The 12,410-nt window shown below is 72.6% G+C and carries 9 protein-coding genes; 4 read left to right on the forward strand and 5 right to left on the reverse strand.

Features of this window, described 5'->3' with window-relative positions; genetic code table 11:
* The first annotated feature begins 108 nt into the window (after positions 1-108).
* Positions 109-2,001: a fatty acyl-AMP ligase gene (locus tag OG599_RS02060; RefSeq protein ID WP_327174179.1), complete on the forward strand. Its 1,893-nt coding sequence runs from the start codon at positions 109-111 to the stop codon at positions 1,999-2,001.
* Positions 2,001-3,038, forward strand: coding sequence for a beta-ketoacyl-ACP synthase III (locus OG599_RS02065; protein WP_327174180.1), 1,038 nt, complete (start codon positions 2,001-2,003; stop codon positions 3,036-3,038). Before OG599_RS02060 ends, OG599_RS02065 begins: the two co-directional genes overlap by 1 nt.
* A 13-nt stretch (positions 3,039-3,051) precedes the next feature.
* Here OG599_RS02065 and OG599_RS02070 read toward each other — a convergent pair whose 3' ends face one another.
* Together OG599_RS02070 and OG599_RS02075 are read right to left on the reverse strand one after the other, a co-directional pair.
* On the reverse strand, positions 3,052-3,897 hold the full coding sequence (locus OG599_RS02070; protein WP_327174181.1) for an SDR family NAD(P)-dependent oxidoreductase: 846 nt from the start codon (positions 3,895-3,897) through the stop codon (positions 3,052-3,054).
* Positions 3,898-4,196: 299 nt separating this feature from the next.
* Complete coding sequence (locus OG599_RS02075; RefSeq protein WP_327174182.1) at positions 4,197-6,524, reverse strand: ATP-binding protein; 2,328 nt, start codon at positions 6,522-6,524, stop codon at positions 4,197-4,199.
* A 572-nt stretch (positions 6,525-7,096) separates the two neighbouring features.
* On the opposite strand from OG599_RS02075, the gene OG599_RS02080 reads away from it, so the two are divergent.
* Entirely contained in the window at positions 7,097-8,128 is a 1,032-nt protein-coding gene (locus OG599_RS02080; RefSeq protein WP_327174183.1) for a glycosyltransferase 87 family protein, read from the forward strand.
* A 189-nt stretch (positions 8,129-8,317) separates the two neighbouring features.
* On the opposite strand, the gene OG599_RS02085 is transcribed toward OG599_RS02080, so the two are convergent.
* Together OG599_RS02085 and OG599_RS02090 are read right to left on the reverse strand one after the other, a co-directional pair.
* Positions 8,318-8,512, reverse strand: a complete 195-nt coding sequence (locus tag OG599_RS02085; RefSeq protein WP_327174184.1) for a ferredoxin — start codon at positions 8,510-8,512, stop codon at positions 8,318-8,320.
* A 50-nt stretch (positions 8,513-8,562) separates the two neighbouring features.
* Positions 8,563-9,618, reverse strand: a complete 1,056-nt coding sequence (locus OG599_RS02090) for a cytochrome P450 (RefSeq protein ID WP_327174185.1) — start codon at positions 9,616-9,618, stop codon at positions 8,563-8,565.
* Between the two features lie 537 nt (positions 9,619-10,155).
* Between OG599_RS02090 and OG599_RS02095 the strand changes: the two genes are divergently transcribed.
* A complete protein-coding gene (locus tag OG599_RS02095) occupies positions 10,156-11,235 on the forward strand; it encodes a methyltransferase (protein WP_327174186.1) in 1,080 nt (359 codons plus the stop codon).
* Positions 11,236-11,296: 61 nt separating this feature from the next.
* On the opposite strand, the gene OG599_RS02100 is transcribed toward OG599_RS02095, so the two are convergent.
* Positions 11,297-12,292 (reverse strand): GNAT family N-acetyltransferase, encoded by a 996-nt coding sequence (locus tag OG599_RS02100; protein WP_327174187.1) that lies wholly within the window; start codon positions 12,290-12,292, stop codon positions 11,297-11,299.
* Positions 12,293-12,410 lie beyond the last annotated feature (118 nt).

The raw sequence follows: 12,410 nt of genomic DNA on the forward strand, positions 1-12,410 counted from the left end.
CGTGCTCAGCGCCGAGCACGCACCGCACCACCCGGCACCGCCGTGAGTGCTGCCCCGAGCCGAACGCACCGGCGCACGACGCCGCAGCGACGAGAGGCCTGACACCCCATGACCGCCACCGCCTCCACCTCCACTGCCACCGCACCCTCCCAGCGGCGCTCAGCCGCGCCGGACACCACGACGGGTGAGCTGCCGAGCCTCCCCGAGGTGCTGCGTCTGCGTGCCCGGACCCGGCCCGACGACCTCGCCTACGTCTTCCTCCGCAACGGCGAGACCCCGGAACAGTCCCTGACGTACCGTCAACTCGACGCAGCCGCACGCTCCCGGGCGGCGACGCTCGACGCGGCCGGACTCCGCGGCAACGCTGTGGTGCTGCTCTACCCGTCCGGACTGGAGTTCGTCTCCACGCTCCTCGCCTGCATGTACGCCGGTGTCGCGGGCGCCCCCGTCCAGGTGCCGACCCGGCAGCGCGGCCTGGAGCGGCTGCGGCGCATCGCGGACGACGCGGGCACGACCACCGTGCTCACCACGGCGGCGGTCAAGAGCGACCTGGAGCAACGCTTCGGCGGGGCGGCGGAGTTGGCAGGACTCACGCTCATCGCCACCGACACCGCCGCCCCGCCCTCCGGTGCGCCGGACGGGTCGGCGGCGGACGGGCCGGAGACCGTGGAGTGGTCCGGACCGCCGGCCGGTCCGGACGACATCGCCCTGCTCCAGTACACGTCCGGCTCGACCGGTGATCCGAAGGGCGTCCGCGTCACCCACGCCAACTTCCGCAGCAACGTCGCCGAGACGGACCAGCTGTGGCCCTGCCGTGCGGACAGCGCCGTCGTCAACTGGCTGCCGCTCTTCCACGACATGGGGATGCTGTTCGGGCTCGTCCTGCCGCTGTGGGCGGGGATTCCGGCCTATCTGATGGCCCCCGAGGCGTTCATCCGGCGGCCGTCGCGCTGGCTGGAGGCGATCTCCCGGTTCCGAGGCAGCCACACCGCCGCGCCGAGCTTCGCGTACGAACTCTGTGTACGGGACGCCACGGAGAACGGTCTCTCCGAAGGGCTGGACCTGTCCTCGCTCCGGGTGGCCGCCAACGGGGCCGAGCCCGTGCGGTGGGACACGGTGCGCGCCTTCACCGAGGCGTTCGCCCCGGCCGGTTTCCGGTCGAGCGCGATGTGCCCCGGCTACGGCCTGGCGGAGAACACCCTGAAGGCCACCGGCAGCCGGGAGGACCGGGAGCCCACGCTCCTCGTCCTGTCGGCCCAGGCGCTGCGCGAGGGCCGCGCCCAGCCGGTCGCGGTCGCCGGGGCGGCGGCGGTCGAGGCATCCGGTGCGGACGCGTCGGCCTCCTTTGCCCGCACGGTGCACGCGGTGGGCAGCGGTACCACGGTGGGCGCCACCTCGGTCCGGATCGCGGACCCGGAGCAGCTGACCGGCCTGCCGGACGGATCGGTCGGCGAGATCTGGGTCAACGGCCCCTGTGTGGCCGGTGGCTACCACGGGCGGCCCGAGGAGAGTCTGCGCACCTTCGGGGCGCGGCTGGTGGGCGAGGAGGACCTGGGCGCCTGGCTGCGGACCGGCGACCTCGGTTTCGTCCACGACGGCGAGCTGTTCGTGACCGGCCGGCTGAAGGACGTGATCATCCGCAAGGGCCGCAACTACTATCCGCAGGACATCGAGGTGTCGGCGGAGAGCGCCGATCCGGCGCTCCAGCCGAACTGCGCGGCTGCGTTCTCCGTGGACGACGGCGCGGCGGAGCGACTGGTGCTGGTGGTCGAGGCGGACGGGCGGGCCCAGCGCGACGGGGGCGCCGAGGGCCTGCACGCCCGTGTCCGGGCCGCCGTGCTCGACCGGCAGCGGCTGGAGGCGGACGAGATCCTGCTGGTGCGACGCGGGTCGCTGCCGAAGACGTCGAGCGGGAAGGTGCAGCGCCGCGAGACCCGACGCCGTTATCTGGACGGCGAGTTCGGGGCGCGTACGATCCCGTCGTCCGCCCCGGAGGCGTGATGGGCACCGGAGAGCCGCGGGCGGCGGACGCCGCCGTCGGAAGGCTGCGGGCGGCGGCCGCCGTCCCGGGCTCCCGTATCCTCGGGGTCGGCGCCCACCGGCCCGCCCGGGTGGTGGGCAACGCCGAGGTCGCGGGGCCGATCGATTCGAGCGACGAGTGGATCCGGCGCAGGTCGGGCATCGCCGCCCGGCGGTTCGCCGCTCCGGACGAGACGGTCGTCGGCATGGCGGCGGCCGCCTCGGTGAAGGCGCTGGCCCAGGCGGGCATCGCGCCGTCGAGCGTCGACACGGTTCTGCTGGCCTCGATGTCGCACCGGGAGCAGTCGCCGCCGGCCGCTCCCCGGATCGCCCACCTCATGGGCGCGGAATCGGCGGGCGCCATGGACGTGGGGGCGGCGTGCGCGGGGTTCTGCCACGCGCTCGCGGCGGCCGACGCGCTGATCAGGTCCGGCAGCAGCAAGTACGTCGTGGTGGTCGGCTCGGAGCGGATGTCCGACATCGTCGACCCGACGGACCGCGGCACGGCCTTCCTCTTCGGGGACGGCGCCGGCGCGGTCGTCGTCGGCCCGGCCGCCGAGCCCGGGATCGGGCCGGTGGTCTGGGGTTCCGAGGGCGGCCGCCAGGAGGCCATCGCCCACTCCTCGCCGTGGCCGGCGGTCGGTACGACGGCGACTGCCGTACCGCCCACCCTGCGGATGGACGGTCCCGCCGTCTTCCGGTGGGCGGTCGCGACCGTACCGAAGACGGCGCAGGCCGCACTCGACGCGGCCGGTCTCACCGCGGGCGACCTGGCCGCGTTCGTACCGCACCAGGCGAACCTGCGGATCATCGACGCGGCAGCCGCCGCGCTGCGGCTGCCGCCCCATGTGGTGGTCGCCCGGGACATCGTGCACGCGGGGAACACCTCCGCGGCGTCCATTCCGCTCGCCGTGGAGGAGCTGCTCGCCCGGGGCGCGGTGCCCCGGGGCGGGCTGGCGCTGCTGGTGGGCTTCGGCGCCGGACTGGCGCACGCGGCCCAGGTGGTGGCGCTTCCCTGACGGACCGGGAGCGTCAGGAGAGCCAGGGGGTGGTGAACGCCTGGACGGCGGAGCCGTCGACGTCGGCCAGCTTGATCCCGGCGAGGTCCCGGGCGAGGCCGGAGGTCTGCACCCGGAACGCGGGCCGCTCGGCGGTGAGTACGTCCACCACGGAGGCTGCCGCTTCGGCCGAGCTCTGCGCCTGGTCGAAGAGGCCCTCCGTGGTCCCGGAGTACGCCTTGAAGGCGGCCTCGTACGGGCCTGCGGCCGCGATGAGCCCCGGCACGGACGGACCGAGGGAGGCGACGAACTCGCTTGCCACCGGGCCCGGTTCGACCACGGACACCTGGACGCCGGTGCTGGCGGCGACCGGCGCCAGGGACTCCAGGAAGCCTTCCACGGCGAACTTCGCCGCGCAGTAGGCCTCATTGAAGGGCTGGCCGATCACTCCCCCGAGGCTGCTGACGGCGATGACCCTGCCGCCGCTCGCGCGCAGGTGCGGGAGCGCCGCGAGCGTCACCTCGACGACGCCGAAGAAGTTCGTCTCCATGACGGAGCGGAACGGCTCGACGCCGATCTGCTCGACGGTGCCGAGCTGCCCCACCCCGGCGTTGTTGATCACGGCGTCGAGCCGCCCGTACGCGGCGACCGCCCCTGAGACGGCTTCCGCGACGGACGCCGGGTCCGTCACGTCGAGGCGCGCGACCCGGACCCGCTCGGCGACACCGGCCGCCTCCACGGCTGCGCGCAGGGCGTCGGCCCTGCCGGTGTCACGGAGGGTCGCGACGACGTTCCAGCCGGCCGTGGCCGCGGCGACCGCGGTGGCCAGGCCGATGCCGGAGGACGTGCCGGTGATGAGGACGGTACGGCGGTCGGTCATGGGACCTCCTGCGAAGTGCGCGTTCGCGCGCGCCGGTTCGGTTCGTACGCGCGGTCGCACGGGCGGGTGCGGGACGGCTCCGCCCCGCGCCGGAACGTCGGGTCCGGTGCGGGGCGGGCTGCTCCTGGGATGCGGTCCACCGTGTCACCGCCACCGAGAGGGGCCAACCCCTATTCTCCGGGCCCCCTAAACTCCGGCCACGGATCGTGGTCTTCGTGGCGGGGCTCTGCGCCGGAGTCCCGGCCGTGAAGCCGTACTCCCTCGCGGTCCTGCCTCCGCCCGCCTTCCGGACCGCGTCTTCACACTGCCGTCTGCCGGGTGACTCGGCCCAGTTCGTCGGCGGCTTCGCGGTGGCGGGGGTTGTTCAGCCCGACGAGGGCGCGGTGGGCCGTGGTCAACGTCGCGCGGGCCTCGTCGTGGCGGTCGAGGTGGCGCAGGGTGATGCCGAGGTCGAGGCGGACGGGTTCGCTCCAGGCGGGCATCCGGCCTGCCTCCCAGTGGGACAGGGCGGCGCGCAGAGGGGATTCGGCCTGGCCCCATCGCCCCAGGGCCATGAGGTCGCTACCGAGGTGATGACGGGTCTGCGCCACATAGGAAGCGATGAGGTCGTCCGGCACCCCCGGCACCCCGGCGAGGCAGAGAGCCTCGCTGCGCCGGTGGATGACCAGGGCCTCGTCCGCACGGTCGGCGTAGCGCAGGTGCTGGCCCAGGGTAATGAGAATGGTGAGTTCGGCGAGGCGGACTTGCACGTCCGTGTGGTCCCTGAGGTGGGCGGCTGCCTCGCGCAGCCGGTCGATGGATTCGTCGGTCCGTCCGAGCCGGCGGAGTGCTCCTGCTTCGTATCCCAGGGCCCATCCCGCTTGGAGCTGGTCTGCGGCCTCGTAGGCCGCGGGCAGGGCTGCTCGTGCGGCGGCCAGGGCGGCGGGGTAGTCGTGGAGGCAGAAGTTGCAGGCCCAGGCGAGGTAGTTGAGGTGGACGGCCTCGTCGCGCCTGCTGCCGAGCGCGCGGGCGGATTCAGCGGCCCGCTGGAACACCTCCGCCCACAGCTCCCAGTGCGCGGTCACGTCGGAGAACCAGTGCATCGCTTCGGCGGCGTCGATGACCTGCTGGTGCCGGCCTGCCGCCTGGGCGTGGCCCAGGGCGGCGAGCCACTGGGGCCGTTCGGCCTCCAGCCAGATCCGGGCCTGCTCGCGGTCGGTGGGCGCGGTGGCCGGGTCGGGGTCGCCTTCGGGCGCGTCCTGGTGGCGGTCGGCGTCGAAGCGCAGTGCGGCGGTGGTGGCCCGGCGCAGGATCCAGTCGGCGGCCCGGTCCTGGGCGGCGGCGATCCGGGTGGGATCGTCGTCCTCGACCAGTTGTTCGGTGGCGAACAGGCGCAGGAGGTCGTGGAAGCGGTAGCGGTCGGCGGTGGAGTGGGGCTGGAGCAGTCCGGCGTCGGTCAGCCGTTCGAGGCAGCGCGCGGCCTGGCGTGGGGGTATGCCTGCCAGGAGGGCTGCGGTGGTGGGGCTGAAGTCGGGGCCGCAGGCGAGTGAGGCGCGGCGGAAGACGGTGCGGGCGGCCGGGCTGAGCTGACGGTAGGACAAGGTGAAAGCGGACCGTATCTGCAGGGAGCCTGCCTGCAGGGTGTCCAGGCGGTCCCCGTGAGCGGTGAGCCGGGTGACGAGTTTGGCCAGGGTCTCGCCGGGCCGGGAGGCCAGGCGCTGGGCGGCGATGCGCATGGCCAGGGGCAGGTACCCGCAGAGTTCCGCGAGGTCGCGGGCGGCCTGTGTCTCCCGCTCGACCCGCTCCGACCCGATGACGCGGGTGAGGAGTTCGACCGCTTCCTCCCTGCGTAGTAGCCCCAGCTCCGTGCGGTGGACGGCTTCCAGGCCGGCCAGCGAGCGGCGGCTGGTGACCAGGGTCAGACAGGCGCCGTGGCCGGGCAGCAGGGGGCGGACCTGGTCCTCGTCGGCGGCGTTGTCCAGGAGGAGCAGCACCCGGCGCTCGCGCAGCACCGAGCGCAGCAGACCGCCGCGCTCGTCGGTGGCGGCCGGGACAGCGGTCTCGGCCACACCGAGCGCGTGGAGGAGCCGGGCGAGCACCTCGCGCGGCGGCGTGGGCTTCGGGTCCATGCCGCGCAGGTCGACGGCGTACTGCCCGTCCGGGAAACTCGGCGCCAGAGTATGGGCGGCGTGCACGGCGAAGGCGGTCTTGCCCAGCCCGGGCTGCCCGCAGATCACCGCGACCGGCGGTCGGGCGGGATCGAGCTGCCCGGCCAGGACCCGCAGCCCGGCCAGGGCGGGGCCGCGGGCGGTGAAGTCCCAGAGATCACGCGGCAACGCCAGCCCGTGCCCAGCCGCCGACCCCGCGCCTGCCCCTGTCCCGGCCGACGACTTGGGCCCCGTCCCGCCGACCGTCCGCGGACGGCCCGACCGGGCGGCGTCCTCCAGCTCTTGGCCCACGACGCCCTCCACGCCCAGGGCCGCTACCAGTGCCTCCACGGTGCTCTGCCGCGGCCCTCGCGTCCGCCCGCGCTCCATGTCCGACAGCGCCCGCACACTGATTCCCGCCCGCTGCGCCAGCCGCTCCTGGCTGATGCCCGCTCCCGTGCGCAGTGCGTGCAGCCGCTCGCCGAACTCGTTGTCGCTCACAGCTGTGGTCCCCCTGGTCTGCGTGGCCCGGCCGGAACGGCGCACCTACTGGTAGTACTCACCGGCAGAAGTATGCGGGCCACTCCATCTGCCGGTCGAACTTCCTGGTCCCCCCGACCCGCACTGGATTGGATGAGGCGTGCCGGGCGCGGTCCTGCTGCGCTCTTGTGCGGGGGAAGACGCCAGGGCGCGGATCAGCATGCGCCGAAACGGCCTCACGTCACGCAGGGCGCCATTCCGGCTCCCCGACAGCGGGCGCCCGGCTCGCCGGCGCGTCCGACCTCATGCTGCGCGTCTGTTCACTTGTGCGGACGACTTTCTAGCCAAGGCCCCTTTACATGCACATATCACGATTTCCAGATGCTTCCGGTCAACGTCCGCGTCGCCGCTCCGGCATGACTGTCCGCCGGTGGGACCTGTGGGCACTGGCGGCGAGCTCCTTGATGGCCCTGGGTGTGGGGCTTGCTTCCGCATCGAACACATCACAGCACCGGTGGGGACTCGCCGCTGCTGCCGCCTATGCCTGTGCCGCGCTGGTGTCGCTGGGTTCCCGTGTCCAGTGGTCTCGTGCGGTGGCCCTGATCGGCGTCGTCGGCGCGCTGGTGGTTCCGCTGGTGTGGCTGACCGCCGTGGGCCTGCAGCAGATGGAGGTCGGCGTCGTCGAACGGTCCGCCCAGCACTTCCTGGAGACCGGCACCCCTTACCTCTCGCATCCGGTCGCGGTGCGTGACTTCAACCCCTACCTGCCCGGCATGGCCCTCTTCGGGCTCCCCCACGCGCTGTTCGGCGAGACGGTGTTCTCCAGCGCCCGCCTGTGGAATCTGGCCGGGTTCGCCGCCGCGCTGGCCGCTGCCGTGGCCGTGCTGGTCAAGGGCCGGCCGCAGGCCCGACGCACGGCCGTGACGGGGGCGGCGTGGATCGCGGCCTGCCCCGTGGTGGCGCTGCCGCTGGCCATAGGCGGGGTTGATCCCGTGGTCGTGGCCTTCGTTCTGCTGGCCCTGGCATACGCGCACCGGGGCCGTTCCGTGGGTGCGGGTCTGGCACTGGGAGCGGCAGCCATTCTGAAATGGACCGCGTGGCCTGCCATACCGGTCGTCGTCGTCCTCCTGGCTGCGACCAGGGGGTCACGCGCGGCCAGGACCGCGGCTGCGGCGGCGGTCGCAGTGGCGGCGGTGGTGGTCGTGCCGCCGCTCCTCGCCGATCCGCATGCCTTCCTCGACAACGCGGTGCTCTACCCCTTCGGACTGAGCGATACCGCCTCGACCGCCGCCAGCCCGCTCCTGGGCGCCCTCCTCTCCGCCCTGCTGCCCCACGGCAAGACCATCGCCGTCGTTCTCATAGGCGTCGGAGCCATCGCCGTAGCCCTGTCGCTCGTCGTTCGGCCGCCGACGACCACAGCGGCTGCCGCCCACCGGCTCGCGCTCGGCCTCACCATCGCCATCCTGCTGTCTCCGGCAACCCGCATCGGCTACGCCGTCTACCCCCTCACCCTCCTGATCTGGGCCCGCTGCACCGTCCTGGCCGGCCCGCGCCCCGCCCCGGAACCGGCGCCGGACCAGGGCATCGGCAGTCCAGTACGGCACCTGGCCGTGGAGCGACTCTGAAACCGGTCGAAGCGGCCCGTACGCCCGCCGACGGCCGGAAGGACGAACCGGCCGAGCGCTGGAAGCCGCGCACCCGGACGGCGCTCCGCCGCCCGCTGTCCGGCCCGACCCGGCCCGACCCGAATTCGCCGAGGAGGCGCTCGGCTTCCCCGTCCCGCCGGCCGAGTTCGAACTCGCCCTCAGGGTTCCTCAGGACCGCCCCAGCGTGATCGCCTGCACCGGGCAGGCGAACGCGGCCTCCTCGATCAGCGGGCCGTCCTCCCGCCCCCCGTCGTCCGGCAGCAGTTCGACCACGCCGTCGTCGTCCTGCGTGAAGACACCGGGAGCGTGCTGCACACACCTGGCGGCCCCGATGCACCGGTCGGTGTCGATGTCGATACGCATCCGTTCCTGCCTCGTCTTCCCTTCCGCGTCCTCTTTCCCCGCCTCGCGCGCTACCAGGTGACCGGCAGTTCGGCGACGCCTTCCTGCGTGGTCGCCGTGGTGCTCCGCACCTCGTCGGCGGGGACGGCCAGGCGCAGGGTGGGGACGCGCCGCAGCAGGGTGTTCAGCGCGATCTCCATCTCCGCGCGGGCCAGGTTCTGGCCCACGCACTGGTGGATGCCGTAGCCGAAGGCGACGTGCCGGGTGGCCCTGCGGCGGATGTCCAGGTCATCGGGGCCGTCCCAGGCGCCGGGATCCCGGTTCATCAGCATGGTGGAGATGATCACACCGTCTCCGGCCCTGATGGTCTGACCGGCGATCTCGATGTCCGCGACTGCCGCTCGCAGAAGCGCGTCACCGGCCGAGATGAACCGGGTCAGCTCCTCGACGGCGGCCACCGTGAGGGTGGAGTCCGCTTTCAGCATCGCCGCTTGGTCCGGGTGGTCGAGCAACGCGAAGACGGAGGTGGCGATGGTCGCCGAGGTGGTCTCGTTCCCGCCGGTCGCCAGAACCGTGCAGAGCAGCACCAGTTCGTCCCGGTCCGCCTCGTCACGAAGCGGGTGACCCGCGAGGAGCTCGTCGATCAGCCCGTCACCGGGATTCCGCTCCTTGCGCGCGATCAACTCCCGCAGATACTCCTGGATGCCGGTGAAGGGGTGCTCGGAGTCGTGCGTCTCCTCCTCGGGAGAGCCCAGAAGGGTGCTCCGGACCAGGTCTTTGAGCAGGTGCCGTTCCTCGCGCGGCACACCGAGGAACGCGAAGGACGCTTCGCACGCCAGCGGCAGCGAGTAGGCCCGGACGAGTTCGGCGCTGTCGCCCCGGGCGAGCATGGCGTCGATCAGTTCCTCCGCGGTGCGCTCGATCTGTGGGCGCAGGGCGGCGATCCGGCGGATGCCGAAGCTCGACGCCAGCAGCCGCCGCTGCTCGGCGTGTACGGGGTCGTCCGTGCCGATCAGCGGGAGTTCGGGCACCTCCTGCCCGGCCAGAGTGGGAAAGCCCGGGCGGCTGGTGCTGGAGGACAGCCGGGTATCGCGCAACAGAGCTCTGCCCTCGGCGTTCCCGGACACGAGCCACACCTCGCGACCGTCGCCCAGGGTCACCCGTGAGAGGGGTCTCCGATCCCGCAGCGCGGTGTATCCGGGGGGCATTCCGTAGGGGCAGGTCCTGTCCATCGGGTACGCGGGGGCCCGGCCCGTGTCCTGGGGGGTAACTGTCACGATCTTCCTCGCCCTCCGCCCTATGCCGCACGCCGGACCGGTCGCGAATCCCGTACACGACGAGAACCCGAGGACCGACCCACCCGTCGCAGCGACGGCCTCCCGGCGTCCCGCGACGCGCCGGACTGACCCGCCAACAGATTGCCGACCGCAGGCTCGTGGCGCCACCCCGAACAGCCATATTCATCCCCATGTGGCGCCAATAGTCCGTATGTTCGCCGCCCGATCCGCTCCGGGACCCGTTCCCGTACCGACTCCGATCTCGTTGTCGATACACCCGCCGGCGGCGGGCCACGCCTCCGGACAGCTCACCGCGGGCGCGACAGCCGGACACCATGCCCACGACCGCGCCGCGCAAGGGGCATCAGCACGTGTGAGGATGAGACATTGCACCAGACGCACGACACGTTGGGCGGTCCCCGGCTCGCGACGCTGGCCTCGGGCGGCTGTATCTCCCGCGTGCTGGCGGTGACGGCCAGACTGGGACTCGCGGACATCCTGGACGGCGGCTCCATGACGCCGGACGACCTCGCTACACATACCGGGACCGACCGGGACGTACTGCTCCGCATCCTGCACGTGCTGTCCCAGTACGAGATCTTCGAACGCGGGCCGGACGGAACCTTCGCCCTGGCCGAGGAGTTCGCCGCACTCCGGAAAGACCATCCCCACTCCGTACGCAACCGCTGCATCCTGCTGGCGGAAACCTACGACGACGCCTTCGGCGCGCTCCTCAGCACCGCGCGGACGGGTCGTCCCGGGTTCGACGAGGTCTTCGGAGCCTCCCTGTACGAGTACCTCGAAGGCGCCCCGGACGCGGAACAGGTCTTCGACGCCGCGATGGCCGAGCTGGCGCGGTCCGCGGCGGAAGCCGTCGCCGAGCAGTTCGACTTCTCCCCGGTGCGGCGTGTGGTGGACATCGGTGGGGGCAACGGCACGGTACTCGGCGCGATCCTGGCCAGGAACCCGCACCTGGAGGGCGTGTGCGTCGACCGGCCCAGCGTGTGCGCGCGGTCGGCCGCCCGGGCGGCGGCGGCCGGTCATCCGCTCGGCGGGCGCCTCACCTTCCACCCGGCGAACATCTTCGAGTCGGTGGCCGACGGCGGCGACCTGTACCTGTTGAAGAACGTCCTGCACGACTGGCCCTGGCACCTGTGCCTGCGCGTCCTCGCGTCCGCGCGGAACGCGATGGTGCGCACGGCCGCCTCCCACCTGCCCGGCGCGGCCCGTCCCCGCCTGATCGTGCTGGAACCTCTCCTCGACCGGGATGCCGATTCCGTCCACGTCCTCTTCCGGACGGTGATCTCCGGAAGCGGCGCCGGCGACTTCGAAACGCCCGAGGACATGCGGCGGCTTCTCGCCGAGGCGGACCTCGAACTGCTCTCGGTCACCAGGCTCTCCAGTGGACACCATGCGTTCGAGTGCTCGCCACGGATTCCGCTCCCCTCTCCGCAGGGGAGCCGGTGAAGTGTCGGGAACTCCAGGAGTGCCCCCGTGATCCGTGGTGATCAGCGGTCAGTGAAGGAAATCAGCCGACGACGGGCTTGCGGTAGCGACCGTACTCGTTCAGGCGACGGAATCCCACGCTCTCGTAAAGGTCGTAGGACCGGTACGGGTTGGCGGTTCCGGTGTACAACCGGGCGCTCTCCGCGCCGTGTTCGCGAAGGCACCGCAGTCCGTCGAGCAACAGGGCCCGCCCGAGACCCCGTCGTCTCCAGTCCGTCCGGACACTCAGCTCCTCGACCTCACCGATGGTGGGGTCGCAGCGGCGGAGGGAGCACAGGACAACCCCTGCCACCTGCTCCCCGTCCCGGGCGGCCCGCCAGCAGGACGGTACGGCCGTGGCGAGGAACCTCTCGAAGCTCCAGTACTCGGTGAAGGCCGCGTCCGCGTACGAGTCGACGACCGTCTTCCACGCCTCGCGGTAGTCGCTCCGGGCGACGGAACCGATGCGGATGCCGGCCGGCCACGGGCCGCTGTCGGGGAGTTGCCGCAGGTCGGCCAGTTCCAGCTCCACCAGGCTGAACACCCGCCGGTATCCAGCCCCGAGGAGGAGCGCCGTCGCGTCCCGCTCCGAGGCGGTGGCGTTCGCGCCGAACACGGCCGTGAGCGCGGTTCCGTGCTGCCGCACGAGCCGGCGGATCCGGGCTTCCGCCCAGTCGAGCATGGCCGAGCCGAGGCCACGGCCTCGATGCCCGGGGAGCAGATGCCCCCGGTGCAGGTACAGCCATGTCCCGTCCCGCTCCTGCCACCACCTGATCGTCGCGTACCCGACGACGCCTCTGCCGTGCTCCACCAGAACCTGGTTCTGGAACGGATCGTCCAGTTCGGCGCAGGAGGCGTCGAGTTCGACCGCCGTCGGGAGTTTTTCCACGACCGATCGGGCGTCGGTCCCGTCCTGCGCCGCGCAGCCCAGCCGCACGGCGGCCATCGCGCCGTGGTCCTCGGGGCCCCGGTACGGCCGAAAGGCGTAGTCCGGCGGCCACGGCGGCCTTTCGGGACCGCTGCCGTCTTCGCCACCCATGTCACACCCCCGTCGCGCCGGACAGCCGGTGCGACCGCCACTCCCGGAAGGGTAGGACGTACCGCCCGGGCGGCAAGAGGGGTTTTACCCGGGCGGGCCGTTGCGTGGGAATACTTGT

This window comes from Streptomyces sp. NBC_01335 (assembly GCF_035953295.1).
GTDB lineage: Bacteria > Actinomycetota > Actinomycetes > Streptomycetales > Streptomycetaceae > Streptomyces.

What these genes read in the sequence shown, in the direction of transcription:
- OG599_RS02060 (WP_327174179.1), top strand. Translation starts at nt 109, where the DNA reads ATGACCGCCACCGCCTCCACCTCCACTGCCACCGCACCCTCCCAGCGG.
- OG599_RS02065 (WP_327174180.1), top strand. Translation starts at nt 2,001, where the DNA reads ATGGGCACCGGAGAGCCGCGGGCGGCGGACGCCGCCGTCGGAAGGCTG.
- OG599_RS02070 (WP_327174181.1), bottom strand. Translation starts at nt 3,897, where the DNA reads ATGACCGACCGCCGTACCGTCCTCATCACCGGCACGTCCTCCGGCATC.
- OG599_RS02085 (WP_327174184.1), bottom strand. Translation starts at nt 8,512, where the DNA reads ATGCGTATCGACATCGACACCGACCGGTGCATCGGGGCCGCCAGGTGT.
- OG599_RS02100 (WP_327174187.1), bottom strand. Translation starts at nt 12,292, where the DNA reads ATGGGTGGCGAAGACGGCAGCGGTCCCGAAAGGCCGCCGTGGCCGCCG.